The organism is Microbacterium testaceum StLB037, from assembly GCF_900104345.1.
Lineage (GTDB): Bacteria > Actinomycetota > Actinomycetes > Actinomycetales > Microbacteriaceae > Microbacterium > Microbacterium testaceum_A.
The window spans coordinates 174097-200296 of record NZ_FNJN01000003.1 but is presented as its reverse complement, the minus strand read 5'-3'; the positions used below and the strand labels follow the sequence as shown (position 1 = coordinate 200296).

At 70.5% G+C, this 26200-nt stretch carries 22 protein-coding genes; 19 read left to right on the top strand and 3 right to left on the bottom strand.

Annotated elements, in window-relative coordinates; translation table 11 throughout:
• Positions 1–7: 7 nt before the first annotated feature.
• Both BLS25_RS07160 and BLS25_RS07155 read right to left on the bottom strand, forming a co-directional pair.
• A complete protein-coding gene (locus tag BLS25_RS07160; RefSeq protein WP_074694935.1) occupies positions 8–913 on the bottom strand; it encodes a shikimate dehydrogenase in 906 nt (301 codons plus the stop codon).
• Positions 914–1128: 215 nt separating this feature from the next.
• Positions 1129–1761 carry a TetR/AcrR family transcriptional regulator gene (locus BLS25_RS07155; protein ID WP_056231733.1) on the bottom strand — a complete coding sequence of 211 codons (633 nt, stop codon included), beginning with the start codon at positions 1759–1761 and terminating at the stop codon, positions 1129–1131.
• 62 nt (positions 1762–1823) lie between these two features.
• On the opposite strand from BLS25_RS07155, the gene BLS25_RS07150 reads away from it, so the two are divergent.
• The 5 genes from BLS25_RS07150 to BLS25_RS07130 all read left to right on the top strand — a co-directional run bounded on the left by BLS25_RS07150 (position 1824) and on the right by BLS25_RS07130 (position 8379).
• Positions 1824–3635, top strand: coding sequence for a sugar phosphate isomerase/epimerase and 4-hydroxyphenylpyruvate domain-containing protein (locus BLS25_RS07150; RefSeq protein ID WP_074694934.1), 1812 nt, complete (start codon positions 1824–1826; stop codon positions 3633–3635).
• 13 nt (positions 3636–3648) lie between these two features.
• Complete coding sequence (locus tag BLS25_RS07145; RefSeq protein ID WP_074694933.1) at positions 3649–4107, top strand: type II 3-dehydroquinate dehydratase; 459 nt, start codon at positions 3649–3651, stop codon at positions 4105–4107.
• Positions 4108–4179: 72 nt separating this feature from the next.
• Entirely contained in the window at positions 4180–4740 is a 561-nt protein-coding gene (gene efp / locus BLS25_RS07140; protein ID WP_056231743.1) for an elongation factor P, read from the top strand.
• A gap of 2 nt (positions 4741–4742) precedes the next feature.
• Positions 4743–5153 (top strand): transcription antitermination factor NusB, encoded by a 411-nt coding sequence (nusB, locus tag BLS25_RS07135; protein WP_056231746.1) that lies wholly within the window; start codon positions 4743–4745, stop codon positions 5151–5153.
• 280 nt (positions 5154–5433) lie between these two features.
• Complete coding sequence (locus BLS25_RS07130) at positions 5434–8379, top strand: DEAD/DEAH box helicase (protein WP_074694932.1); 2946 nt, start codon at positions 5434–5436, stop codon at positions 8377–8379.
• 82 nt (positions 8380–8461) lie between these two features.
• Here BLS25_RS07130 and BLS25_RS17050 read toward each other — a convergent pair whose 3' ends face one another.
• The gene (locus BLS25_RS17050) at positions 8462–8671 is read right to left on the bottom strand and encodes a tautomerase family protein (RefSeq protein WP_056231754.1); all 210 of its coding nucleotides are present in this window, start codon (positions 8669–8671) and stop codon (positions 8462–8464) included.
• Positions 8672–8751: 80 nt separating this feature from the next.
• Between BLS25_RS17050 and BLS25_RS07120 the strand changes: the two genes are divergently transcribed.
• From BLS25_RS07120 to BLS25_RS07055, 14 genes are all read left to right on the top strand, one after another.
• Entirely contained in the window at positions 8752–10335 is a 1584-nt protein-coding gene (locus tag BLS25_RS07120; protein ID WP_056231758.1) for a Rieske 2Fe-2S domain-containing protein, read from the top strand.
• Positions 10336–10584: 249 nt separating this feature from the next.
• A complete protein-coding gene (gene pyrR, locus BLS25_RS07115) occupies positions 10585–11115 on the top strand; it encodes a bifunctional pyr operon transcriptional regulator/uracil phosphoribosyltransferase PyrR (protein WP_056231760.1) in 531 nt (176 codons plus the stop codon).
• The gene (locus BLS25_RS07110) at positions 11112–12080 is read left to right on the top strand and encodes an aspartate carbamoyltransferase catalytic subunit (RefSeq protein WP_056231763.1); all 969 of its coding nucleotides are present in this window, start codon (positions 11112–11114) and stop codon (positions 12078–12080) included. The genes pyrR and BLS25_RS07110 overlap by 4 nt, the downstream gene beginning before the upstream one ends.
• Positions 12077–13399: a dihydroorotase gene (locus BLS25_RS07105; protein ID WP_056231766.1), complete on the top strand. Its 1323-nt coding sequence runs from the start codon at positions 12077–12079 to the stop codon at positions 13397–13399. Before BLS25_RS07110 ends, BLS25_RS07105 begins: the two co-directional genes overlap by 4 nt.
• On the top strand, positions 13396–13896 hold the full coding sequence (locus tag BLS25_RS07100; RefSeq protein ID WP_056231769.1) for a PH-like domain-containing protein: 501 nt from the start codon (positions 13396–13398) through the stop codon (positions 13894–13896). Before BLS25_RS07105 ends, BLS25_RS07100 begins: the two co-directional genes overlap by 4 nt.
• Positions 13893–15065, top strand: coding sequence for a glutamine-hydrolyzing carbamoyl-phosphate synthase small subunit (gene carA, locus BLS25_RS07095; RefSeq protein ID WP_056231771.1), 1173 nt, complete (start codon positions 13893–13895; stop codon positions 15063–15065). The genes BLS25_RS07100 and carA overlap by 4 nt, the downstream gene beginning before the upstream one ends.
• Positions 15058–18345 carry a carbamoyl-phosphate synthase large subunit gene (gene carB, locus BLS25_RS07090; protein ID WP_074694931.1) on the top strand — a complete coding sequence of 1096 codons (3288 nt, stop codon included), beginning with the start codon at positions 15058–15060 and terminating at the stop codon, positions 18343–18345. Before carA ends, carB begins: the two co-directional genes overlap by 8 nt.
• Positions 18342–19202: an orotidine-5'-phosphate decarboxylase gene (pyrF, locus tag BLS25_RS07085; RefSeq protein WP_074694930.1), complete on the top strand. Its 861-nt coding sequence runs from the start codon at positions 18342–18344 to the stop codon at positions 19200–19202. Before carB ends, pyrF begins: the two co-directional genes overlap by 4 nt.
• Positions 19195–20100, top strand: a complete 906-nt coding sequence (gene gmk / locus BLS25_RS07080; protein WP_056231782.1) for a guanylate kinase — start codon at positions 19195–19197, stop codon at positions 20098–20100. Before pyrF ends, gmk begins: the two co-directional genes overlap by 8 nt.
• Positions 20101–20215: 115 nt before the next feature.
• Positions 20216–20470: a DNA-directed RNA polymerase subunit omega gene (rpoZ, locus tag BLS25_RS07075; protein WP_055837405.1), complete on the top strand. Its 255-nt coding sequence runs from the start codon at positions 20216–20218 to the stop codon at positions 20468–20470.
• 115 nt (positions 20471–20585) lie between these two features.
• Positions 20586–21779 (top strand): methionine adenosyltransferase, encoded by a 1194-nt coding sequence (metK, locus tag BLS25_RS07070; RefSeq protein WP_056231786.1) that lies wholly within the window; start codon positions 20586–20588, stop codon positions 21777–21779.
• A gap of 61 nt (positions 21780–21840) precedes the next feature.
• A complete protein-coding gene (locus tag BLS25_RS07065) occupies positions 21841–23823 on the top strand; it encodes a primosomal protein N' family DNA-binding protein (RefSeq protein ID WP_074694929.1) in 1983 nt (660 codons plus the stop codon).
• 43 nt (positions 23824–23866) lie between these two features.
• A complete protein-coding gene (gene fmt / locus BLS25_RS07060; protein WP_074694928.1) occupies positions 23867–24784 on the top strand; it encodes a methionyl-tRNA formyltransferase in 918 nt (305 codons plus the stop codon).
• The gene (locus BLS25_RS07055) at positions 24781–26151 is read left to right on the top strand and encodes an RsmB/NOP family class I SAM-dependent RNA methyltransferase (RefSeq protein WP_074694927.1); all 1371 of its coding nucleotides are present in this window, start codon (positions 24781–24783) and stop codon (positions 26149–26151) included. The genes fmt and BLS25_RS07055 overlap by 4 nt, the downstream gene beginning before the upstream one ends.
• Positions 26152–26200 lie beyond the last annotated feature (49 nt).

Below are 26200 nucleotides of genomic sequence, written 5' to 3'. Positions count from 1 at the left end.
GTGCTCCTTAGCGGGAGAGGGCCGGGCCGACGGGGAGGTCGGCGGTCGGGCCGGGGGTGACGAGGTCGAGGAAATGGGCGGTCATGCGGTCGGGATCGGGTCGCGTCCCGGTGATGAGGGCGAAGGCGTCGACGGCCTGGTGGACCGCCATGCGTCCGCCGCTGAGGGTGCGGCATCCGCGCTCGCGCGCGGTGACGAGGAGTTCGGTGTCGAGGGGCCGGTAGACGATGTCGGCGACCCACAGCTCGGGCCGCAGCAGGTCGGCGTCGAGGGGGAGTCCCGGGTGCTGGGCCATGCCGACGGGGGTGCAGTGCACGAGGCCGTCGGCGTCGGCGAGCACGGCGGGCAGGTCGGTGGGGGAGGCGGTGTCGACGAGGGCGAGCGGATGCCGTGCGGCGAGGTCGTCCGCGAGGCCCCGCGCTCGCGACGGGTCGAGATCGACGATGCTCAGCCGGGCGGTGCCCAGGCGCAGCAGCGCGTCGGCGACGGCCGACCCCGCCCCGCCGGCGCCGAGCTGGACGACGTGCCGGGTCTCGGCATCCGGAAGCCCATCGGTGAACGCGGCGGCGAAACCGGTCGTGTCGGTGTTGTGTCCGACGCGCCCGGTGGGGGTGAAGAGCACGGTGTTGACCGCGCCGAGGGCCGCGGCGACCGGATCGATGCGGTCGAGGCGGGCGAGCACGCTCTGCTTGCAGGGGTGGGTGACGTTGACGGCGTCGTAGCCGAGACGTTCGGCCCAGGCGAGCACGTCGCCGATGCGGTCGGGATCGATGCCGAGAGCGGTCAGATCGAGCGGGCGGTAGACGTAGGTGAGCCCGAGCGCGCGGGCCTCGGCCATGTGCATGTGCGGCGTCAGCGACGGGAGCACGCCCGTGCCGATGAGGCCCACGAGATAGGGGTGCGAGTCGATCACGGTACTCCTTCGTCTCCGCGACACCGGCTTATGTACTAACCGGTACGTTCAGAGGAAACCACGATCGCGCGGTGGTGTCAACGACAAGATTCCGCACGCTGTGGACCCGGGGCGCCGCGCGGGTATCCGGTGGCTTCGACGGGCTCAGCCACCCGTGTCGCGAGATCCCTGAGGGTGCCGAAGGGTCCGGGGACCGACATGCCCCCTCCGTGCGATCAGCGCGCGGGAGCCGTGAGCCAGCCGACGACCACGTCGCCGATCACCGCGCGCAGGTGCGGGCGGCGGTCGGGGGAGGAGAGGTCGACGTCGAACAGGTGCCCGAAGGTGTACCGGTTCGCGACCTGGAACACGCAGTAGGAGCTGATCACGAGGTGCACGTCGATCGCGTCGACGTCGGCGCGGAAGATGCCGTCGGCGCGGCCGCGCTCGAGGATCTCGTCGAGCAGACCCTTGGCCGGTTGCGACAGGGTGCGCAGTCCCTCGATCTGGCGGATGAAGGTGCCGCGGTGGATGTTTTCGATCGCCACGAGACGAATGAAAGCGTCGTGCCCGACGTGGTGGTCGTAGGTCAGCTCCGCGAGGGCGCGGATCGCGTCGACCGGGTCGGCGTGATCGACGTCGATCGAGCGCTCGGCCTCGCGGATCCCGCGGTACGCCTCTTCGAGGACGGCCCGGTAGAGCCCCTCTTTGCTACCGAAGTAGTAGTAGATCATCCGCTTCGTGGTGCGCGTGCGGGCGGCGATCTCGTCGACGCGGGCGCCCGAGAAGCCGTCTTCGGCGAACACCTCCGTCGCCACCGCGAGCAGTTCGGAACGCGTGCGTTCGGCGTCTCGACGTGCCTCGGCCATGGCTTCAACCTACTGGACGGGGGAGTGGACCCCGTTTGTACTAACTGGTACATTCGGCCGCCATGAGGACCTCGATGGCGACCGTCTGCATCAGCGGCACCCTGGCCGACAAACTCCACGCGTGCGCCGACGCCGGTTTCGACGGCGTCGAGATCTTCGAACCCGACCTGCTGGCGGCCCCCGAGAGCCCCGAGGAGATCGCCGCGCTCGCGGCCCGCCTGCACCTCACCCTCGACCTCTACCAACCGATGCGCGACGTGGAGGGCGTCGACGAGGTTGCGTTCTCCGCCGTTCTCCGCCGCGCCGAGGCCAAGTTCCGTCTCATGAACCGCCTCGGCATCGACCTCGTGCTGTGCTGCAGCAACGTCGCGACCGCGACGATCGACGACGACGAGGTGTCGGCCGGGCAGTTGCGCCGGCTCGGAGACCTCGCACAGAGGCACGGCATCCGGATCGCCTTCGAAGCCCTCGCGTGGGGCCGTTTCGTCGACGACTACCGCCGCGCCTGGCACATCGTCGAGCTCGCCGCTCACCCCGCGGTGGGGGTCTGCCTCGATTCGTTCCACATCCTCTCTCGCGGGCACGACCCGGCCGACATCTCCCGGATCCCCGCCGAGAAGATCTTCTTCGTCCAACTCGCCGACGCCCCACGCCTGAGCATGGACGTGCTCTCGTGGAGTCGCCACCACCGCCTCTTCCCCGGCGAAGGAGACTTCGACCTCGTGGACTTCACGGCGAGGATCGTGGATGCCGGGTACTCGGGCCCGTGGTCGCTCGAGGTGTTCAACGACACCTTCCGACAGACCGACGCGCTGCGCACGGCCCGCCACGCGCGGCGGTCGCTGCGCTGGCTCGAAGACGCGGTGGCGCGCGCCCGACCGACGGCGCCGGCCGCGCTGCGCATGCTTCCCGACTCCGCGGCCCCCTCGGGGGTGGACTTCGTCGAGATCAAGGCGGAGGACACCTCCGCGGTCGAGGAGCTCCTAGGGCAGCTCGGCTTCACCTCTCGCGGGCGCCACCGTACGAAGCCCGTGATCCTCTGGACCGCCGGGAACGCGCGCGTCGTGCTGAACGAACAGCACGCGCGGGGATGGGAGCCGCGACTCGCGGCGATCGGTCTCGAGGTCGACGACGCCGAAGCGGTCGACCTGCGCATGGACGAGCTCCGCGTGCCGCGCGCCTGGCGCCGCACTTACGCGAGCGAGGAGCGACTCGACGGCGCCGTTGCTCCCGACGGCACCGAGGTGTACTGGGCCCAGGCCGCCGACGAGGGCGAACCGGCGTGGGTCGCGGAGTTCGAGCACGGCGAACCCGAACGCCCGAGCGAGGTGATCGGCGTCGACCACGTGAGCCTCTCGCAGCCCTGGCAGGCGATCGAAGAAGCCACCCTCTTCTACACCGCCGGGTTCGCCCTGCGCGTCGACAGCAGCACCGAGGTGCCCGGGCCGCAGGGCCTCGTCGCCAGCCGCGTGCTCGGCGCCCCCGGCGGCGGAGTGCGACTGCCCCTCAACGTCGCACCGCCGATCCTCGCGGGCGAGCGCGCCGGCGCCGCCCTGCCGCAGCACGTCGCCTTCGCCTGCACCGACGTGCGCGCCCTGGCGCGCGCCGCACGGGCGCGGGGTTTCGTCCCCCTCGCGATACCCCGCAACTACTACGACGACCTCGCCGCACGGTTCGAGATGACGGATGCCGCGGTCGACGAGCTGCGCGAGCTGCATCTCGGCTACGACCGCGACGCCGCGGGCGAATACCTGCACTTCTACACGCGCACGATCGGCGAAGTGTTCCTCGAGTTCGTCCAGCGCGTGAACGACTACGCCGGATACGGCGCGGGGACGGCCCCGGTCCGCCTGAGCGCGCAGGGTCGGCGCTGATAGCGTGCCGAGCATGACCACGCCCCGCCGCCTGCTGCTCGTCAACGGTCCGAACCTCAACCTGCTCGGCACCCGGCAGCCCGAGATCTACGGTCGCGACACCCTCGCCGACGTCGAGCGCGTGACGAGCGAGACAGCGGCTCGTCACGGCCTCGAGGTGCGCGCCGTCCAGAGCAACCACGAGGGCGTGCTGATCGACGAGATCCACACCGCGCGGCTCGACTGCGCCGGGATCGTCATCAACGCCGGAGGGCTGACGCACACCTCCGTGTCGTTGCGCGACGCCCTGGCATCCGTCGACCTTCCCGTCGCCGAAGTGCACATCTCGAACATCCTCGAGCGCGAGAGCTTCCGACATTTCTCGTACATCCACGACGTCGCCGCGGTGCACGTCATCGGCGAGGGAGTACCCGGCTACGCGCGCGCCGTCGACCTCCTCGTCGAGGTGATCTCGGGTCTCGCAGACGGCTGACGGCGGGGATCGCGTAGACTCTGACGTCGGGCTCTCGCCCACTTCGACTCACGAAACGGAATATCGGCACTCATGGCATCCACCGCAGACATCAAGAACGGCGTCGTCCTGAACATCGACGGTCAGCTCTGGAGCGTCGTGGAGTTCCAGCACGTCAAGCCCGGAAAGGGCGGCGCGTTCGTCCGCACGAAGCTGAAGAACGTCATGAGCGGCAAGGTCGTCGACAAGACCTTCAACGCCGGCGCCAAGATCGAGACCGAGAACGTCGATCGCCGCGACTTCACCTACCTGTACAACGACGGCGACGGCTTCGTGTTCATGGACGTCGCCGACTACGACCAGATCACGGTCGGCGCGGCCACCGTCGGCGACGCCGCGAACTTCCTGCTCGAGAACCAGCAGGTGCAGATCGCCCTCAACAACGGCAACCCCCTCTACGTCGAGATGCCGCCGTCCGTCATCCTCGAGGTGACGTACACCGAGCCCGGCCTGCAGGGCGACCGTTCGTCGGCCGGCACCAAGCCCGCCACCGTTGAGACCGGCTACGAGATGCAGGTTCCCCTGTTCCTCGAGACCGGCACGAAGATCAAGGTCGACACTCGCACCGGCGAGTACCTCGGCCGCATCAGCTGACCTTGAGCGCCCGTACCAAAGCGCGCAAGCGCGCCCTCGACATCCTCTTCCAGGCAGACGTCCGCGGCGAAGAGCTCGCGATCATGCTCGCCACCGAAGCGAAGCGCGCCGCCTCCGAGCCCGCCCGCGAGGCCTCGTGGCTCTACGCCCGCGACATCGTCGACGGAGTGATCGACAACCGCGACGCGATCGACGAGCAGATCACCACGTTCGCGAAAGACTGGTCGCTGCAGCGCATGCCCGCCGTCGACCGTGCGCTGCTGCGCATGGGCACGTGGGAAATCCTCTACAACGACGAGGTCCCCACCGCCGTCGCGATCGACGAAGCGGTGGAGCTCGCGAAGGAGTTCTCGACCGACGACTCCGGCTCGTTCGTGCACGGCGTGCTGGCGCGGATCGCGCGCTCGTCCTGAGCCCTATCGACGTGTCTCGACGCGGCCCCGACCCTCGGTCGGCGGTCGCGTCGCGTCGTTTCCCGAGCGGGGCGGATGCCGCGCACGTGCGGATCGGCGGACTGGCGGTGGGTCGCAGAGTTCGGCTCCGTCGCGATTCTTCGCCTGTGGACGCTGTCGGCGCCGAAGACAGCGAAAAACTCGCGTTCACGCGCGTCAAGACCGTTTCTGCGTGTGGCGGGGGCCGCTGCGCGCCGCGCGGGCGGGCGTCGATGTCGGAGGTCCGCGGAAGGATCGCGGCGTGACGTCGTGGCGTGAGCTGATCCCCGCGAGCGGCGCCGAGCCGCACGCGGCGCTCGCGCTGGGCATCGAGCTGCGCCAGCGCGAGGCGTACGACCCCGCACGGTGGGAAGCCCGCGCGGTCGTTCCCGTGACGCCGCGTCTGCTCGCACAGCGGCAGGACGACCTGCAGCTCGCTGCCCGTCCGCTCGTTCGCGGGGCGCGCGACGCCTGGATCCGGGCGGATGCCACGTGGGAGACCGTACGACGATCGGCGGGGCGGTTCGACCCGGCGCACGTGCAGTGGTTCGCCGAACTGTTCGCCCTCGCCCAAGCGTTCCGGACCACGGGACCCTTCGCCCCAGCCGGCGACACGGTGGCCCTCGACGCCGTGTCCTCGCCCCTGCTGTGGCCGCACCTGGACGCGGCGGCGGAGCTCGGCATCCCGATCGTGTCGATGAACCCCCAGCAGAGCGTGCGTCTCGCGGGCGAAGCGACCGCACGGGTCGCGCTCGACGCCGTGGGTGGGGGAGCGTTGCGCATCTCGGCCGACCTCACGCTCGAAGGCGACACCGTCGACGCGACGCGAGCGCGCGCGATCGGCGAGTCGGGACTGTTCGTGTTCGAACTCGACCGCGACCCCGTGCCGATCGTTCTCGCGCCCGTGGCGTTGCCCGCACCCCTCCCGACGCTCCTCGGCACCGCGGGCGTCGATGTGCCGCGCACGGAGGCCGACGAGTTCGTCGCCGAGGTGTACCCGCGACTCGCACGGCGCGCGCCGCTGTCGGTCGGAGCAGGGGTCCCGGCCCCGCCGCCCGATCGCCCGACGCTCGAGGTCGCGGTGGCCTACGCCGATGACGACGTCGCCTATCGACTCGAGTGGGTGTACCCGGGTGCTCGTCGCGTCGCGTACGACGCGACCGACGACGCCGAGCGCGACCTCCGCGCCGAGGCGCAGATCGGCGAGCGGTTCGAGACGGCGTGGATGGCGGCATCCGATCTCCCCGTGGCGCCCCGCGCGAACCTGCACGACGCGGATGCCGCCGTGTTCGCGACCCGGGTGCTCCCCGCGATCGACGTGCTCGACGAGGTGCGGGTGCGCACGACCGGCACGGCGCCGACGTTCCGCGAGCTGAGGGGTGACCCGTCGCTGCGGATCACGGCGGTCGAGTCGCTCGATCGCGACTGGTTCGACCTCGGCATCGTCGTGACGATCGAGGGGCGCACGATCCCGTTCGGAACGCTGTTCTCGGCGCTGTCGCGGGGGCGCACGCGCATCAAGCTCTCGGACGGCGCATGGTTCTCGCTCGCGCATCCGGCCCTGCAGCGGCTTCGCGACCTGCTTGAAGAGGCGGCGGCGCTCGACGAGTGGGAAACCGGTCCGCGGCTTCCGCGCACGCACCTCGCCCTGTGGGCGGAGTTCGAAGACCTCGCCGACCAGTCCGAGGCAGCCGTCGAGTGGCGCGGCCTGGCGCGCGCGTTGCGGGCAGTCGCCGAGGTGCCCGAGGTGCCGACCCCATCCGGGTTCCGCGCCGAGTTGCGCCCGTACCAGCGCGAGGGTCTGTCGTGGCTCGCGCTGCTGCACCGGCACCGGCTCGGCGGGATCCTCGCCGACGACATGGGTCTCGGCAAGACCCTGCAATTTCTGGCCCTGATCGCCCATGCGAAGGCCGCGGGGGAGCGGCGCCCCTGGCTCGTCGTCGCGCCCACCTCGGTCCTGCCGACGTGGCGAGACGAGGTGGCGCGCTTCGCACCCGACCTGCGGGTCGCGATGGTCGAGGCGACGGCCGTTCGCCGACAGTCCGCGATCACCGACATCGCGGGGGGCGTCGACATCGTGGTGGCCCCCTACGGGGTCGTGCGGGCGGATGCCGCGGAGTTCGCCGAACCGCACTGGGCGGGCGTCGTGCTCGATGAGGCGCAGTTCGTGAAGAACCCCGCGACGCGTATCCATCGCGCGATCGCGGCGTTGCAGACCGACGCGGTGTTCGCCGCGACCGGGACGCCGATCGAGAACGGTCTCGACGACCTGTGGGCGCTGCTCTCGCTCACCGCTCCGGGGCTCTTCCCCTCGATCCGGCAGTTCCGCGAGGACTACACCCGGGCGATCGAGCAACTGCCGTCCGATGCCCCCACCGCACTGTCGGCGGCCGCGGCGAGCGCGCACCGCGAGAAGACGCTCGATCGTCTGCGCCGTCGGGTGCGGCCGTTCCTGCTGCGTCGCACGAAGGACGTCGTGGCATCCGATCTGCCTCCCAAGCAGGAGCAGGAGATCGCGGTTCCCCTCGGTCCCGCGCACCAGGAGCTGTACGACCGTGTGCTGCAGCGTGAGCGGCAGAAGGTGCTCGGGTTGCTCGACGATCTCGATCGGCAGCGCTTCATCGTCTTCCGCTCGCTGACCCTGCTGCGAATGCTGGCCCTGGCCCCGGGTCTCGTCGACGACCGCGACGCGCATCTGGGCTCGGCGAAGCTCGACGTGCTGCTCGACCGTCTCGTGGAGGTGGCGGCCGAGGGGCACCGTGCGCTGGTGTTCAGTCAGTTCACGTCGTTCCTCGATCTGGCTGCGGAGCGACTGGATGCCGCGGGTCTCGCGTACGCGCACCTCGACGGGTCAACGGCTCGCCGAGGCGAGGTGATCGACGGGTTCCGCAAGGGGGATGCTCCCGTGTTCCTCATCAGCCTCAAAGCCGGCGGTTTCGGTCTGACCCTCACCGAGGCCGAGTACGTGTTCCTGCTCGATCCGTGGTGGAATCCCGCCGCCGAGAATCAGGCGATCGATCGCGTGCACCGCATCGGTCAGACCAAGAGCGTGTTCGTGTACCGCCTCATCGCCGCGGGAACGGTCGAAGAGAAGGTGCGAGCGCTGCAGCACCGCAAGGCGGCTCTGTTCGACGCGGTGATCGATGATGACGACGCGTTCGCCGCAGCCCTCGACGCGGACGACATCCGGGGCTTGCTCGGGCCGTGACCGGGGTGCCGGCGTCCGATCATGGCGCGCTCCGCGGTCGGGCGAGGTGTCGCGGGATGCGCGGGAAGCGGCATCCGGGATCTCAGCCGAGCTCGCCCGTCAGGAACTGCGCGGTGCCGTGACCGAACGACCAGTCGGCGTCGCCGTTCTCGGTGATGCTCACGACGAGGTCCTCCCCGCCGATGTCGAGGCGGTCCTTCAGGTTGCGAGCGAGAGCGCGGTACAGGGTTCGTCGGTTCGTCGGGCACGGTACTCCGCGACGATATGGACGAGGGCGGCTTGACGACGACATCTCGACACCCCTGCACTCCCCGGGCTCTCGCAGTCGCCCCCGCGTAGACTCGTGTGGTTCGCCAACGACACAGGAGCGACATGAAGATCACCGGCCTCGGCCACGCGGGAATGTTCATCGAGACGCGCGGCGGCAGCATCATCTGCGACCCCGTCATCGGTCCGAGCTTCTTCGGCTCGTGGTTCCCGTTCCCCGACAACCGCGCCCTGGACTGGGAGCGCTTCGGCGCGGCGGACTTCCTGTACATCTCGCACCGCCACCGCGATCACTTCGATCCGGCGATGCTCGAGCGGTACGTGTCGAAGGACATCAAGGTGCTGCTCCCCGAGTACCCCACCGATGACCTCGAGCAGGACCTCATCGCGCTCGGCTACACCAATCTCGTTCGCACCGAAGCGGGCGTTCCCCTGCAGTTCGGCGAGCTGAAGCTCATGGTGACGCCGCTGCGCGCGCCCTCCGACGGACCGATCGGCGACTCGTCGCTCTCGCTCGACGACGGGACCGCCTCGATCCTGAACCAGAACGACTCGCACCCGCTCGATCTCGAGAAGCTGTTCGACTTCGGCAAGCCCGACGCGTACTTCACCCAGGTGTCGGGAGCGATCTGGTGGCCGATGGTCTACGACCTGCCGCAGGACGCGAAGCAGAACTTCGCCAAGCTCAAGCGCGACGCGCAGAACAAGCGCGCGATGTACTACATCGACAAGGTCGACGCCGAGCACGTGTTCCCGATGGCGGGTCCGCCGATGTTCCTGCGCGAGGAGCTGTTCCGTTACAACGGCACCGGCATGGACGACGACTCGATCTTCACCGACCAGCGCGAGTTCCTCGCCCACATGAAGGAGCAGCGTCCCGACCAGAAGGGGTACCTGTTCCTTCCGGGCACCGAGGTCGAGGTGCAGGGGTCGGATGTCACGGTCACCCAGACCCTGTACACGGATGCCGAGATCGAACGCGTCTTCGGCGACAAGTGGAACTACCTGGCCGAGCAGCGCGACAGCCGCCAGGCCGAGGTCCAGGCCGAAGAGGCGACGCGTGCCGAAGTCATCCCGCCGGCCGAGATGCTCGCTGCTCTGAAGGAGTGGTGGGAGCCGCTGCTGCGTCGCGCCCGCACGATCCGCAACGGCGTGGGCGGCATGGTGCGGTTCCGCATCGGAGAGCTCGACATGGTCGTGGATTTTCCGAAGGCGAAGCTGCGCGAGTACGCCGGCGAGGAGTGCATCTACTGGTACACGATCCCCGCCGATCTCGTGTCGACGAACATCCGCGATCACGAGATCGACTGGTCGAACTCGATCTTCCTGTCGATGCAGTTCGAGGTGGGTCGTTCGGGCAAATTCAACGAGTTCCTGACGACGTTCCTGAAGTGCCTGTCGCGCGACCGCATCGAGTACGTCGAGAACTGGTACGCCGAGCAGTCTGACCAGACCGAGGATGCCGAGATCGACGGCTGGACCGTTCAGCGTCGGTGCCCGCACCTCCGTGCCGACCTGACGAAGACCGGAAAGATCGAGGACGGCGTGCTGACCTGTTCGCTGCACGACTGGAAGTGGGACCTCGCCTCGGGCCGGTGCCTGACGACGACCGGTCACCCGATCCGCTCGTCCCGCGTGCGCACCACCCCGAGCGGAGAGCGCGCCGCCGCCGAGGTCGCTGCGGGCTGACACCACCGACGTGAGTTCTCGCGACCTCCGGCGGCGGCGGCCCTCACGCGCACGAGAGCACCCGAACCGCGCGAGGCGACATGCGGCGTGCAGGCCGGGACGTACGACCTCGATCCGCACGTGTGCTGTCGGGCTCGGCGGCACCGCACCGTCCGCGCGCCACGCGAAGGCCCGCTCCGGCAGCTAGACTGGAAGTCGAACCACAGCAACCTTTAACCCCGTCCCGTGAGGCGGAGAAGGGAGCGGCGGATGAATACGCGCACCGTCATGCACGATGCCGATATCGCCCGCGCTTTGACGCGCATCTCGCACGAGATCCTGGAGTCCAACAAGGGACCGGAAGGACTCGTCCTCCTCGGCATCCCGACCCGCGGCGTCACGCTCGCGAACAGGATCGGCCCCCTCGTCAGCGACTTCGGCGGCGCAGCCGTGCCGGTCGGCTCGCTCGACGTGACGATGTACCGCGACGATCTGCACCGCAATCCCACGCGGGCACCGCGCCGCACCGAGATCCCCGCCGGCGGCATCGACGGCAAGGTCGTCGTGCTCATCGACGACGTGCTGTTCTCGGGTCGCAGCATCCGCGCCGCCCTCGACGCGCTGCAGGACATCGGTCGCCCCGCCGCCGTGCGCCTGGCGACGCTGATCGACCGCGGCCACCGCGAGCTGCCGATCCGCCCCGACTTCGTGGGCAAGAACCTGCCGAGCGCCCGCGACGAGCGCGTCAACGTGCGCCTCGCCGAGATCGACGGCATCGAGGAGGTGACGATCGAGTCATGAGGCACCTTCTCGACACCCAGCACCTCTCGCGCGCCGACGCGCTCGAGATCCTCGACGTCGCCGAAGACATGGCCGACACGCAGCGCCGCGAGGTCAAGAAGCTCCCCACGCTGCGGGGCAAGACCGTGGTCAACCTTTTCTTCGAGGACTCCACCCGCACGCGCATCTCTTTCGAGGCCGCCGCCAAGCGCCTCTCCGCCGATGTCATCAACTTCTCGGCGAAGGGCTCGAGCGTCAGCAAGGGCGAGTCTCTGCAGGACACGGCGCAGACGCTCCAGGCGATGGGGGCGGATGCCGTGGTCATCCGCCACGGCGCGTCCGGCGCCCCGCGGACCCTGGCGACCTCCGGCTGGATCAGCGCCGGCGTGGTGAATGCGGGCGACGGCACCCACGAGCACCCGACGCAGGCCCTGCTCGACGCCTTCACGATCCGCAAGCGCCTGTTCGGCGACGACAGCCGCGGCCGCGACCTCGACGGCATCCGGGTCACGATCGTCGGTGACGTGCTGCACTCGCGCGTCGCGCGCTCGAACGTGTGGCTGCTGCACACCCTCGGCGCGCATGTGACGCTGGTGGCTCCGCCGACGCTGGTGCCGCAGGACGTCAGCCGTTGGCCCGTCGAGATCGACTTCGACCTCGACCACGCGATCGCGGCCGGTCCTGACGCGCTGATGATGCTGCGCATCCAGCTCGAGCGGATGTCCGCGGCGTATTTCCCGACTGAACGGGAATATTCCCGCCGCTACGGCCTGGACGCGCGGCGTTTGCAGGCTCTGCCGGACGGTAGCATTGTCCTGCACCCCGGCCCCATGAACCGGGGTCTGGAGATCTCCGCCGAAGCCGCCGATTCGCCTCGCTCGACGGTGCTCGAGCAGGTCACGAACGGTGTCTCCGTGCGGATGGCCGTTCTGTACCTGCTCCTGGCGGGTGAACGGCCCCACACCGAGAAAGAGGACCTCCGATGAGCCACGCCCCCGCTCAGACCCTTCTGGTGCGCGGCGCGCGCATCGAGGGCCGGGATGCCACGGACCTCCTCGTCCGCGACGGGATCATCGCCGAAACCGGCTCCGGTCTCTCGCACGCGGGTGCGACGGTCGTGGACGCCGAGGGTCTCGTCGCCCTGCCGGGCCTCGTCGACCTGCACGTGCACCTGCGCGAGCCCGGGTATGAGGCATCCGAGACGATCCTCACCGGTTCGCGGGCCGCCGCCGCCGGTGGATTCACCACCGTCTTCGCCATGCCGAACACCTCTCCGGTCGCCGACACGGCGGGCGTGGTCGAGCAAGAGCTCGCCCTGGGCGAGGCCGCCGGCTACGTGCACGTGCAGCCGATCGGCGCCGTGACCGTGGGGCAGAAGGGCGAGCGCCTCGCCGAACTCGGCGCGATGGCCGACTCCCGCGCCCGCGTCCGCGTGTTCAGCGACGACGGCTTCTGCGTCTTCGACCCGCTGATCATGCGGCGAGCGTTGGAGTACGTGAAGGCGTTCGACGGCGTCATCGCGCAGCACGCGCAGGACCCGCGCCTCACCGAGGGCGCGCAGATGAACGAGGGCGCCGTCTCGGCCGAATTGGGCCTCACCGGCTGGCCGGCCGTCGCCGAGGAGTCGATCATCGCGCGCGACGTGCTGCTGGCCGAGCACGTCGGCTCGCGCCTGCACGTGTGCCACCTGAGCACCGCGGGCTCGGTCGACATCATCCGCTGGGCCAAGAAGCGCGGCGTCAACGTCACCGCCGAGGTCACCCCGCACCACCTCCTGCTGACCGATGAACTCGTGCGCGACTACGACGCACGGTTCAAGGTCAACCCGCCGCTGCGCCGCGAAGAAGACGTGATGGCCGTGCGCGAGGGTCTGGCCGACGGCACGATCGACATCGTCGCCACCGACCACGCCCCGCACCCCACGGAGGCGAAGGCCTGCGAGTGGGCGGCCGCGGCGAACGGCATGGTGGGCCTCGAGAGCGCGCTGCGCGTCGTGCACCACGCCATGGTCGAGACCGGCCTGCTCGACTGGGCCGACGTCGCCCGCGTGATGTCGGCGAACCCCGCCCGCATCGGACGCCTCGACGGACACGGCACCCCCGTGGCCGCGGGGCAGCCGGCGACCTTCACGCTCTACGACCCGCGCCCCTCCCGCATGTTCGGCCTCGACGACCTGCGCGGTCGCAGCACCAACTCGCCCTACCTCGGCCGCGAGCTGCCCGGCGAGGTGCGCTGGACCGTGCGCGCCGGCGTCCCGACCGTCGTCGACGGTGCCGTGCTCGACGCTCCCGGGGTGCTCGCATGAGCCGCGAGGGCGCCCTCGTCGTGATGATCGGCGTGGCCCTCGTGCTGCTGGCCGTGCTCGCGTGGGCCTGGGTGCGACGAACGCGGCGCGATGCGCGCTACACGGCTCCGGTGGGGGAGCTGCCCGCAGACGCCGTCGAAACGGCGGTGTTCTCGGGGCTCTACGTCGCCACGACCCGACACGACGAGCCGCTCGAACGTCTCGCCATCAAGGGTCTCGGCTTCCGCTCCCGCGTCGACGTCACGGTCACCTCGGCCGGCGTCGCCCTCGACCTGCAGGGCCAGCCCCGCATCGCGCTCACCCGCGACCGCCTCGTCGACGCAGCTCAAGCCACGGTCGCCATCGACCGCGTGGTCGAGCGCGACGGCCTGACGCGCGTCAGCTGGCGCATCGACGACGACACGATCGTCGACACCTACCTCCGTCCTCAGGAGGCCTCGGCCAAAGCACTGGCCGACGCCATCCGCCCCCTCACCTCGACAGGAAGCGACGCATGACCGCCCTGATCCCTTCCTCGCGCCTCTCGCGCGACCCGGCCGTCCTCGTGCTCGAAGACGGCACCCGCTACACCGGCCGCGCCTACGGCGCTCGCGGCGAGACCCTCGGCGAGGTCGTCTTCGCCACCGGCATGACCGGTTACCAGGAGACGATCACCGACCCCTCGTACGCGGGCCAGATCGTCCTGCAGACCGCGCCCCACATCGGCAACACCGGCGTGAACGACGAAGACCCCGAGTCGCGTCGCATCTGGGTCGCCGGCTACGTCGTGCGCGACCCCTCGCGCATGGTGTCGAACTGGCGCGCGAACCGCTCGCTCGACGACGCGCTCGTCGAAGACGGCATCGTCGGCATCTCCGGCATCGACACCCGGGCCGTCACCCGCCGCATCCGCTCCGAGGGCAGCATGCGCGGCGGCGTCTTCTCGGGCGAGGCCGCGAACCTCGACGCCGACGAGCAGCTGCGCCGCGTGCGCGAGGCCCCGGGCATGGCGGGTCGCAACCTCTCCGCCGAGGTGTCGGTCAGCGAGGTCGAGGTGACCCCCGCGACCGCGGAGCGTATCGGCAACCTCGCCGTGCTCGACCTGGGCGTGAAGCAGTCCACGATCGACAACCTCGCCGCGCGCGGTTTCGACGTGCACGTGTTCCCGCAGTCCGCGACGATCGACGAGATCCGCGCGATCGAGCCGGTCGCGGCGTTCTACTCGAACGGCCCCGGCGACCCCGCGGCATCCGATCAGCACGTCGAACTGCTGCGCGCCGTGCTCGGCGACGGGCTGCCCTTCTTCGGCATCTGCTTCGGCAACCAGCTGCTGGGTCGCGCCCTCGGCTTCGGCACCTACAAGCTGCCCTTCGGTCACCGCGGCATCAACCAGCCCGTGCTCGACAAGACCACCGGTCGCGTCGAGATCACCTCGCAGAACCACGGCTTCGCGGTCGAGGCGCCCCTCGATCAGATCGTCGACAGCCCCGCCGGCTTCGGCCGCGTCGAGGTCAGCCACATCGGCCTGAACGACAACGTGGTCGAGGGCCTGCGCGCCCTCGACATTCCGGCGTTCAGCGTGCAGTACCACCCCGAGGCCGCCGCCGGCCCGCACGACGCCAACTACCTGTTCGACCGCTTCCGCGACATGGTGATCGCGACCCAGGAGACCAAGACCAATGCCTAAGCGCGACGACATCCACTCCGTCCTCGTCATCGGCTCCGGCCCGATCGTCATCGGTCAGGCCTGCGAGTTCGACTACTCCGGCACCCAGGCGTGCCGCGTGCTGCGCGAAGAGGGCGTGCGCGTCATCCTCGTCAACTCCAACCCGGCGACGATCATGACCGACCCCGACTTCGCCGACGCGACCTACATCGAGCCGATCACCCCCGAGGTCATCGAGTCGATCATCGCCAAAGAGAAGCCGGATGCCGTTCTCCCCACGCTCGGCGGACAGACCGCTCTGAACGCGGCGATCCAGCTGCACAAGCGCGGCATCCTCGAGAAGTACGACGTCGAGCTCATCGGCGCCGACTTCGACGCGATCAACCGCGGCGAGGATCGCCAGATCTTCAAGGAGCTCGTGCTCGAGGCGGGCGCCGACGTCGCGGCATCCGTCATCTGCCACTCGATGGACGAGCTGCTCGCCGGCGCCGAGAAGCTCGGCTACCCGCTGGTCGTGCGCCCGTCGTTCACCATGGGCGGCCTCGGCTCGGGCTTCGCGTACGACGAGGCCGACCTGCGCCGCATCGGCGGCGCGGGCCTGCACGACTCGCCCACCAACGAGGTGCTGCTCGAGGAGTCGATCCTCGGGTGGAAGGAGTACGAGCTCGAGCTCATGCGCGACACCGCCGACAACACGGTGGTCGTCTGCTCGATCGAGAACGTCGACCCGGTCGGCGTGCACACCGGCGACTCGATCACGGTGGCGCCCGCGCTGACCCTGACCGACCGCGAGTACCAGAAGCTGCGCGACATCGGCATCGACATCATCCGCGCGGTGGGCGTGGACACCGGTGGCTGCAACATCCAGTTCGCCGTCGACCCGAAGACGGGCCGCATCATCGTCATCGAGATGAACCCGCGCGTCTCGCGCTCGTCGGCGCTGGCGTCGAAGGCCACCGGCTTCCCGATCGCCAAGATCGCCGCGAAGCTCGCGATCGGCTACCGCCTCGACGAGATCCCGAACGACATCACCAAGGTGACCCCGGCGAGCTTCGAGCCCACGCTCGACTACGTCGTGGTCAAGGTGCCGCGCTTCAACTTCGAGAAGTTCCCGGCCGCCGACACCACGCTGACCACCACCATGAAGTCGGTCGGTGAGGCGATGGCGATCGGCCGCAACTACACCACGGCCCTGCAGAAGGCGCTGCGCTCGCTCGAGAAGCGCGGGTCGAGCTTCCACTGGGGCGAGGAGTCGCGTTCGGTCGACGAACTGCTCGAGATCGCGAAGACTCCGACCGACGGCCGCATCGTCGTGCTGCAGCAGGCGCTGCGCAAGGGCGCGACGCCCGAGCAGGCGTTCGACGCCACGGCGATCGACCCCTGGTTCATCGACCAGATGGTGCTCATCAACGAGGTCGCGGAGTTCATCGGCGCAGCCGAGAGCCTGGATGCCGACACCCTCCGCGTCGCGAAGGAGCACGGTTTCAGCGACGCCCAGATCGCGCAGATCCGCGGGCTCGACGAGACCGAGGTGCGCGAGAGCCGCTACGCGCTCGACGTGCGCCCGGTCTACAAGACGGTCGACACCTGCGCGGGCGAGTTCCCGGCCCTCACGCCGTACCACTACTCCTCGTACGACGCCGAGACCGAGGTCACCCCCTCCGACCGCACGAAGGTCGTCATCATCGGCTCGGGCCCCAACCGCATCGGTCAGGGCGTCGAGTTCGACTACTCGTGCGTGCACGCCTCGTTCGCCCTGTCGGACGCCGGTTACGAGACCGTCATGGTCAACTGCAACCCCGAGACCGTGTCGACCGACTACGACACCTCCGACCGCCTGTACTTCGAGCCGCTGACGCTCGAGGACGTGCTCGAGGTGCTGCACGCCGAGAGCCAGTCGGGCACCATCCTCGGTGTCGTCTGCCAGCTCGGCGGCCAGACGCCGCTGGGCCTGGCCAAGGGGATCGAGGCCGCGGGCTACACGATTCTCGGCACCAGCCCCGAGGCGATCGACCTCGCTGAGGAGCGCGAGCTGTTCTCGCGCCTGCTCGACGACGCCGGTCTCGTGGCGCCCCGCAACGGCACCGCGATCGACGTCGAGGGCGCCGTGACCGTGGCCGAGGAGATCGGCTACCCCGTGCTGGTGCGTCCGAGCTTCGTGCTCGGCGGGCGCGGCATGGAGATCGTCTACTCGACCGAGGCACTGCGCGATTACTTCGTGCGCGTCGCCGACCAGGCGATCATCGGACCCGGCCTCCCGCTGCTCGTCGACCGCTTCCTCGACGACGCGATCGAGCTCGACGTCGATGCGCTGTTCGACGGCACCGACCTGTACATCGGCGGCGTCATGGAGCACCTCGAGGAAGCCGGCATCCACTCCGGTGACTCCTCGTGCACCCTCCCGCCCGTGTCGCTCGGTCGCACCGAGGTCGACCGCGTCCGCGAAGCGACCCTCGCCATCGCGAAGGGCGTGGGCGTGCGCGGCCTGCTGAACGTGCAGTTCGCGATCTCGGCGGGAGTCCTCTACGTCATCGAGGCGAACCCGCGCGCGAGCCGCACGGTGCCGTTCGTGTCGAAGGCGCTGGGCATCCCTCTCGCCAAGGCCGCCAGCCGTATCATGGCCGGGAACACGATCGCCGAGCTCATCGCCGAGGGCATGCTGCCCGAGCAGGACGGCTCGCGCGTGCCGCTCGACGCCCCCGTCGCCGTCAAGGAGGCCGTGCTGCCGTTCAAGCGGTTCCGCACCGCCGACGGGCACACGGTCGACTCGGTCCTCGGACCCGAGATGCGTTCGACCGGTGAGGTCATGGGCATCGACCGCGACTTCCCGACCGCGTTCGCGAAGTCGCAGGAGGCCGCGTACGGCGGCATGCCGACCTCGGGAACCGTGTTCATCTCGGTCGCCGACGCCGACAAGCGCGCCGTGATCCTGCCGGCCCACCGCCTGCAGGAGCTCGGCTTCTCGTTGCTCGCGACCGAGGGCACCGCCGAGATCCTGGCGCGCAACGGCATCCGGGTGAAGGTCGTCGAGAAGTACTCCGAGACGCAGGGGTCCGACCAGCAGAACGTGGTCGACCTGATCAACGCGGGGGAAATCGACATGATCGTCAACACCCCCTCGGGCGGCACGGCCCGTGCCGACGGCTACGAGATCCGCGCCGCGGCCGTGGCCGCCGACAAAGCCCTGTTCACCACGATGGCCGTTCTCGGCGCCGCGGTGAGCGCCCTGGGTGCGATGAAGAACGGCTTCGAGGTGCGCAGCCTGCAGGAGCACGCCTCGGATCGCGCGGGACGCCTGTGAGCGAGACGTTCGGTCAGCGGCTCTCCGCCGCCCTCGGCCTGCACGGCGCTCTGTGCGTCGGCATCGACCCCCACGCCGCACTGCTGTCGGCGTGGGGGCTGGATGCCACGGCCGAGGGCGCGCGGGAGTTCGGCCTGCGCACCGTCGAGGCCGCCCGCGGCCGGGTCGGCGTGGTCAAGCCGCAGGTCGCGTTCTACGAGCGCTACGGCTCCCGCGGATTCGCGGCGCTCGAAGACGTGATGGCCGCCGCGCGCGATGCGGGCCTGCTCGTGATCGCCGACGCCAAACGCGGTGACATCGGCACGACCATGGAGGGCTACGCCCACGCCTGGCTCGCGCCCGGTTCTCCTCTCGAAGCGGATGCCGTGACCCTGTCGCCCTACCTCGGCGCCGACTCGCTGCGCGAGGCGCTGGCGTTGGCCGTGCACCACGGCAAGGGCGCGTTCGTGCTGACCGCGACGAGCAACCCCGAAGCTCGGGCTCTGCAGAGCGCGATCGTCGACGACGCCCTCGCGGTGGGCGACCACGAGTTCGTCGCCGCGCGCGTGGCGCACGACGTCAATCAGGCCAACATCGGCGCCCCCGGGGCGCTGGGTCCGATCGGCGTCGTGGTCGGCGCGACCGTCGACCGCTCGGCGTTCGGATTGAGCGACATGGCTCTGGCGGGCATGCCGATCCTCTCTCCCGGCTTCGGCGCGCAGGGGGCAGCGCCCGCCGACCTGCGCCGGTTGTTCGGGTATGTGGCATCCGCCGTCGTCGCGAACGAGAGCCGCAGCATCCTCGCGGTCGGACCCGACCGTCTCGCCGCCCGTATCGATGAGCGTGCCGCGCTCTACCGGGAGTCTTCGAATGGCTGAAACCCGCCGTCCGCCCGAGGTCGACCGCGCAGCCGCCTCGCGCCGCGCCGTCGAGGCCCGTCGCGAGCGCGCCGCGCTCAAGCGCGACGTGTCGACCCGTGTGATCTCGCCGCAGGAACTGCTGCGCCGCGGCCTCGCCGACCCGCTGTCGGCGGCCGGGGCGATGCGCGTGACCGAGTTCCTCACCGCGATCCCCGCGATCGGCGAGAGCAAGCGCGATCGCATCCTCGCCTCCCTGTCGATCTCTCCGGTGAAGCGCCTCGGCGGTCTCGGCACGCGGCAGCGCGACGCACTGCGGCAGTACCTCGACTCGCGCTGGCCGGAGCCGGGCCCCCGAGAGGGTCGCAGTCGCCTCATCGTGCTCGCCGGCCCCACCGCCGTCGGCAAGGGGACGGTCGCCGCCCACATCAAAGAGAACTACCCCGAGATCCACCTCTCGGTGTCGGCGACCACCCGGTCGCCCCGCCCCGGCGAGGTCGAGGGGGAGCACTACTACTTCGTCGACGACGCCGAGTTCGACCGTCTGGTCGCGGCGGGGGAGTTGCTGGAGTGGGCCGTCGTGCACAACAAGAGCCGCTACGGTACCCCGCGCGCTCCCATCGAGCGCGTGCTCGCCGAGGGCGGCACGGCACTGCTCGAGATCGACCTCCAGGGCGCGCGCCAGGTGCGCGCGGCCGACCCGTCGGCGACCCTGGTGTTCCTGCTTCCGCCGAGCTGGGACGAGCTCGTCCAGCGCTTGGTCGGACGGGGGACCGAGGATGCCGAGGAGCGCGCGCGACGCCTGCGCACGGCCCGCGTCGAACTCGCCGCGCAGAACGAGTTCGACTATCGCGTCGTGAACGACGAGGTGGCTCACGCGGCCGCCCAGGTCGTGGCGCTCGCCTCGGCGCAGCACTGATCCGACCCACCCGACGCCCCTCGGCACAGGCCGCGCCGGCGTCGGCTAGAATAAGAGGATGCTTCGGCGCTCGAGCGCCGCATCCACCCCATCCCGCCGAACCAGGAGGTTCCCCATGGCCGGACGTGACAAGGGCATCATCGACCCGCCCATCGACGCTCTGCTCGACAAGGTCGACTCGAAGTACCAGCTCGTGATCTACGCGTCCAAGCGCGCGCGCCAGATCAACGACTACTACTCCGACCTGCACGAGGGAAACCTCTTCGACAACGTGGGACCGCTGGTCGACTCCACCGTCGAAGACAAGCCCCTCACGATCGCGCTGCACGAGATCCACGAAGACAAGCTGCGCCTGCGCGCTGCGGAGTGATCCGCAGCCGACGCATTTCGTGATCTGTTCACACATGTGACGATGCCCCGGGCGGCCCACCGCCGCCCGGGGCATACTTGTGCCCGTCCCAGCCCTCAATCCTCCCGGAGTCGTCTTGACCGACCTGCGCCTGTTCACGTCCGAGTCCGTGACCGAAGGACACCCCGACAAGATCTGCGACCAGATCTCCGACAGCATCCTCGACGCGATCCTCACCGACGACCCCACCGGTCGCGTGGCCGTCGAGACGCTGGTCACCACCGGTCTCGTGCACGTCGCCGGCGAGGTCTCCACCCGCGCCTACGTCGAGATCCCCGCGATCGTGCGCGACGTGGTCAACCGCATCGGCTACACCTCGAGCGACACCGGGTTCGATGGCGAGTCGTGCGGGGTGAGCGTGTCGATCGGCGCGCAGTCGTCCGACATCGCCGCCGGCGTCAACAAGGCGTTCGAGCAGCGCGAGCGCGGCTCCGTCGACCCGCGCGACCTGCAGGGTGCGGGCGACCAGGGCATCATGTTCGGTTTCGCGACCAACGAGACCCCGCAGCTCATGCCCATGGCCGCCTGGACCGCTCACCGTATCGCCGAGCGCCTGGCATCCGTACGCAAAGACGGCTCGCTGCCGTTCCTGCGTCCCGACGGCAAGACCCAGGTCACGCTCGGCTACGAGGGGCACGTTCCCCGCACGGTCGACTCCGTCGTGCTGTCGACGCAGCACCACCCCGACATCTCGCAGGAAGACCTGCGCGCCGAGGTGCAGGCCGCGGTCATCGACCCGGTGCTCGCCGAGACGGGGCTCGAACTGCCCGACGTGAAGTACTACATCAACCCGGCCGGTCCCTTCGTCATCGGCGGCCCCAAGGGCGACGCCGGCCTCACCGGTCGCAAGATCATCATCGACACCTACGGCGGCGCCTCGCGGCACGGCGGCGGCGCGTTCAGCGGCAAGGACCCGTCCAAGGTCGACCGCTCGGCCGCGTACGCCATGCGCTGGGTCGCGAAGAACGCCGTCGCCGCGGGTCTCGCCGACCGCCTCGAGGTGCAGATCGCGTACGCGATCGGCAAGGCCAATCCGGTCGGCCTGTACGTCGAGTCGTTCGGCACCGCGCACGTGGCCGACGACGTGATCGTCAAGGCGATCCGCGACGTGTTCGACCTGCGCCCGGCAGCGATCGTCGACCAGCTCGACCTGCTGCGCCCGATCTACGCGCAGACGGCGACCTACGGCCACTTCGGCCGAGAGCTGCCCGACTTCACCTGGGAGCGCACCGACCGCGTCGACGATCTGCGTACCGCTGCCGGGCTCTGAGAGTGCGTGGGGGAGTGCGCCCCGGCACCACTGATGGCCACCGCACCCGGGGGAGGATCACGTGAGCGAGCGTCGTGTGGCGCGCGTGCAACTCGAGTCGCCCGTCCCGCAGCTTGATCGGCTGTTCGACTACGCCGTTCCGCATCCGCTCGTCGCCGACATCGCACCCGGCGTGCGGGTGAAGGTGCCGTTGCGTTCGGCCGGTCGCATGATGGACGCCTTCGTCATCGAGGTCGTGCCCGATGACGGCACCGAACGCCCACTGTCGGCGGTCGAAGCGGTCGTCTCTCCCATGCCCGTGCTGCCCGAACGCCTCTACACCCTCGCGCGCCGCGTCGCCGATCGGGCCGCGGGGTCGGTGAGCGACGTGCTGCGCCTGGCGGTCCCCAAACGCATGGTGCGCGCCGAGAAGGCGTGGGCCGCAGCCCCCGCGCCCGTGGCGCACGAGGTCGTCCCGGCGGCGTCCGAACGGGCCGCCGCGCTGCTCGCCCCCTACGCGGGCCTCGCGGCCGCCCTTGACGCGGGGGAGCGGATCGCTCTCGACGCCCCTCCCCACCCGCATCCCGAACTCCCGCGCGGGGCATGGGCCGATCTCCTCGCCGCCGCCGCAGTGCACACCCTCGCCCGTGGGCGCAGCGCCGTCCTCGTGGTTCCCGACTACCGCGACCAGGCACAGCTCCTCGCCGCACTCGGCGAGCTCGTGAGCCCGGATGCCATCGTGCGCGACGACTCCGACCAGTCCGGTCCCGCGCGCTACGCCCAGTACCTGCGCACCCTCGCGCCGGTGCCCTGCATCGTCGTCGGACGCCGATCGGGTGTCTACGCTCCCGCACACGACACCGGTCTCGTCGCGATCTGGGACGACGGCGACACCCTGCTCGCCGAGCCCCTCGCGCCGGGCGTGCACGCGCGCGACGCCGCGCTCGTGCGCCAAGAGATCGAGGGCTCCGCCCTGCTCTTCGCGGGACACACGCGAACGACCGACGTGCAGCGCCTGGTCGACGTCGGGTACGTCCGCGACATTCCGCAGACGCGGCGGCCGAGCCCCCGTGTGGTCCTGAGCGCCACACGCGAGGGCGAGCAGCGGCAGTCGCGCGTGCCCTCGTCGGCGTTCGCCGCCGCGCGCGAGGCGTTGCAGAGCGGTCCCGTCCTGGTGCAGGTCGCCCGCCCGGGATACGCCCCCTCGCTCGTGTGCGCCGACTGCCGTCGACCCGCGCGCTGCCCGCACTGCGCCGGTCCCCTTCGGGCGGCCCGCCCCGGCGCGACGCCCGTCTGCGCCTGGTGCGGTCGCAGCGCCCACGCCTGGGCCTGCGGTCACTGCTCGTCGACCAAATTGCGCATGGCGTCGTCGGGAAGCGAGCGCACGGCCGACGAGCTCGGTCGCGCCTTCCCGAACACGCGCGTGATCGTCGCCGACGGCGCCCATCCCGTCGCCGAGGTCGACGGCGTCCCCGCGCTCGTGATCGCCACCCGGGGCGCCGAACCCCTCGCCCGGGGCGGATACCGCGCCGTGATCCTGCTCGACGGCGACCGGATGCTGCAGAACGAGGCCCTCCGCATCGGCGAGCACTGCTTGCGCTGGTGGTCGAATGCCGCCGCCCTGGCGGCCCCGGGCTCCCCGGTTCACCTCGTGGGCGTCGCCGGTCCCGTCGCGCGTGCTCTGGCGACCTGGACCCAGCCGGCCTACGCCCGTGCCGAACTCGTCGATCGCGCGCCCCTCCGAATGCCCCCGGCGGTGCGCGTCGCCAGCGTCGACGGACACGCCCGGAGCGTCGATGTCCTGCTGGAGTCGATGCGGGACAGCGTCCCGGATCTCGACCCGATGGCGATCCTCGGCCCCGTCGACACGTCGACGGACCCCGACACGTCCACCTCGCGCGCCCTCGTGCGCTTCGACTACGCGCACGGTCGCGCCGTGGCCGAGGCCCTGCGCGCCGGGGTCATCGCCGACGCCCTGCGCGCGCGCAAATCGCGCAAGGATCGCGGCCCCAGGCCGCGCAGTACGCTCAGAGTCCGCCTCGACATCCCCGAGCCCGACCTGTGACCGGGTCACGCACCCGTCCGCTTCCCCGAGTCTGAGGAGACCCATGCGCCTCGTCTTCGCCGGCACACCCGCTGTCGCCGTCCCGTCGCTCCGCGCTCTGGCGGCCGGTCCGCACGAAATCGCCGCCGTCATCACCCGAAGCGACGCGCCCCTGGGGCGCAAGCGCGTACTGACCCCCTCGCCGGTTGCACAGGTCGCTGATGAGCTCGGCATCCCGGTCATCAAGGCCGACCGTCTCGACGCCGAGGTGACCGCCCGCATCGCGGAACTCGAGCCCGATCTCGGGGTGATCGTCGCGTACGGCGGGCTCGTGCGCGAGCCGCTGCTGTCGACGCCCGCGCACGGCTGGATCAACCTGCACTTCTCGTTGCTCCCACGCTGGCGCGGTGCGGCTCCCGTGCAGCGCGCGCTCATGGCGGGCGATGCGGTCACGGGCGCGAGCGTGTTCCAGCTCGTCGCCGCGCTCGACGCCGGAGACGTCTTCGCCGAGGAGCGCTACGAGGCGCCCGCCGGGGCGACCTCGGCCACGGTGCTCGACGACCTCGCCGAGATCGGCGCTCCGCTGCTGGCGGGCGTGGTCGACGGCATCGCCGACGGCTCGGCGGTCGCGACTCCGCAGCAGGGCGAACCGACCCTCGCCCCCAAGCTGACCCTCGACGACGGTGCCCTCGACCTGACCCGGGATGCCGACACCCTCCTGCACCAGATCGCCGGGGTCACGCCCGAACCCGGCGCGCACACCACCTTCGACGGCGCGCGCTTCAAGGTGCTGCGCGCCGCCCCCTCCGATGCGCCGCCGTTACCGCCGGGCCGGGTCGCGGCATCCGGAAAAGACGTCGTCGTGGGCACGGGCACCACGCCGCTGCGCCTCGACACCGTGCAACCCGCCGGAAAGGGAGCGATGAACGCGAGCGACTGGTTCCGAGGCCTGCGCACCGACGAGCCGGAGCTCGGATCATGACCGTGCAGGGAGCCCGTGCCGTGGCCTACGAGGTGCTGCGCGCCGTCTCGGGAGACGAGGCCTATGCCAACCTGCTGCTGCCGCACGCGATCGGCCGACAGAAGCTGGATGCCAAGGACGCCGGGCTCGCGACCGAGCTGACCTATGGCACCCTTCGCCGCCGGGGCACCTACGACGCCATCATCGCCGCGGCCGCCGACCGCACGGTCGACCGCATCGACCCGGCCGTCCTCGACGCCCTCCGTCTGGGCGTGCACCAGTTGCTGTCGACCCGCGTCGCCTCGCACGCCGCGGTGAACGAGTCCGTCGAGCTCGCGCGGCGGCACGGTGGGGGACGAGGGGCCGCCGGCTTCGCCAACGCGGTGCTCCGCCGCGTCTCGCGCGACAATCCGGGGCGGTGGATGCAGACCATCTCAGCCGCCGCGCGCAGCGACGACGAGCGCATCGGGCTCACCACCTCGCACCCGGTGTGGATCGTGCGGGCGCTGCGCCGCGCCCTCACCGCTGAGGGGCGCGCCGACGAACTCGAGGGGCTGCTCGAGGCCGACAACGTCGCTCCGCGCGTCGCGATGATCGCCCTGCCGGGCCTCGCCGAGGTGCCCGACGACGCGACGCCCACGCGTTACGCCCCGACGGCGTTCACCACCCGCGGGGGAGACCCCGAGGGGCTCATCCGTTCATCTGGGGGCACGATCCGCGTGCAGGACGAGGGGTCGCAACTCGCCGCCCTCGCTCTCAGCCGCGCCCTCCCTGTGCGCGAGGGCGAGCGCTGGCTCGACCTGTGCGCGGGCCCCGGCGGTAAGACGGCGCTGCTCGCCGCCGAAGCCCTCGCCCACGGGGCGACGCTCGACGCCAACGAGATCGCCCCGGCTCGAGCGGGGCTGGTTCGCCAGGCCGTGGCATCCGTGCCCCTTGAGGTCGAGGTGAGCGAAGAGGACGGGCGCGAGCGCGCAGCCCGGATGCCGGGGGAGTACGACCGCATCCTCGTCGACGCGCCGTGCACCGGCATCGGCGCCCTGCGACGCCGTCCCGAAGCGCGTTGGCGCAAGACGCCGGCCGACGTGCCCGACCTGACCGCCCTGCAGCAGGAGCTCGTGCTCGCGGCCTTCGAGGCGCTGAAGCCCGGGGGAGTCGTGGCCTATGTCACGTGCTCGCCGCACCTGGCCGAAACCTCGGGCGTGCTGGCCGAGGTCAAGCGCGCACTCGGCGACGCGGCCGAAGAACTCGACGCCCGCGCGGTGGTCCGAGCGATCGCGAACGACGAGATCGACCTACCCGATCAGGCCGACGGGTCGCTCCGCGCCCAGCTGTGGCCGCACCGCCACGGTACCGACGCGATGTCGATCGCCCTGCTGCGCAGGCGCTGAGACCGCACTCGCGCACTCGCGCGTGAGGGGTCAGTTCTTGTCGCCTGGA

Bases quoted from the DNA above. Each gene is read 5' to 3' on its own strand.
- BLS25_RS07155 (WP_056231733.1), bottom strand. From the start codon at position 1,761: ATGGCCGAGGCACGTCGAGACGCCGAACGCACGCGTTCCGAACTGCTC.
- BLS25_RS07150 (WP_074694934.1), top strand. From the start codon at position 1,824: ATGAGGACCTCGATGGCGACCGTCTGCATCAGCGGCACCCTGGCCGAC.
- BLS25_RS07145 (WP_074694933.1), top strand. From the start codon at position 3,649: ATGACCACGCCCCGCCGCCTGCTGCTCGTCAACGGTCCGAACCTCAAC.
- efp (WP_056231743.1), top strand. From the start codon at position 4,180: ATGGCATCCACCGCAGACATCAAGAACGGCGTCGTCCTGAACATCGAC.
- BLS25_RS17050 (WP_056231754.1), bottom strand. From the start codon at position 8,671: ATGTCGTCGTCAAGCCGCCCTCGTCCATATCGTCGCGGAGTACCGTGC.
- BLS25_RS07120 (WP_056231758.1), top strand. From the start codon at position 8,752: ATGAAGATCACCGGCCTCGGCCACGCGGGAATGTTCATCGAGACGCGC.
- pyrR (WP_056231760.1), top strand. From the start codon at position 10,585: ATGAATACGCGCACCGTCATGCACGATGCCGATATCGCCCGCGCTTTG.
- BLS25_RS07110 (WP_056231763.1), top strand. From the start codon at position 11,112: ATGAGGCACCTTCTCGACACCCAGCACCTCTCGCGCGCCGACGCGCTC.
- BLS25_RS07105 (WP_056231766.1), top strand. From the start codon at position 12,077: ATGAGCCACGCCCCCGCTCAGACCCTTCTGGTGCGCGGCGCGCGCATC.
- BLS25_RS07100 (WP_056231769.1), top strand. From the start codon at position 13,396: ATGAGCCGCGAGGGCGCCCTCGTCGTGATGATCGGCGTGGCCCTCGTG.
- carA (WP_056231771.1), top strand. From the start codon at position 13,893: ATGACCGCCCTGATCCCTTCCTCGCGCCTCTCGCGCGACCCGGCCGTC.
- carB (WP_074694931.1), top strand. From the start codon at position 15,058: ATGCCTAAGCGCGACGACATCCACTCCGTCCTCGTCATCGGCTCCGGC.
- gmk (WP_056231782.1), top strand. From the start codon at position 19,195: ATGGCTGAAACCCGCCGTCCGCCCGAGGTCGACCGCGCAGCCGCCTCG.
- rpoZ (WP_055837405.1), top strand. From the start codon at position 20,216: ATGGCCGGACGTGACAAGGGCATCATCGACCCGCCCATCGACGCTCTG.
- fmt (WP_074694928.1), top strand. From the start codon at position 23,867: ATGCGCCTCGTCTTCGCCGGCACACCCGCTGTCGCCGTCCCGTCGCTC.
- BLS25_RS07055 (WP_074694927.1), top strand. From the start codon at position 24,781: ATGACCGTGCAGGGAGCCCGTGCCGTGGCCTACGAGGTGCTGCGCGCC.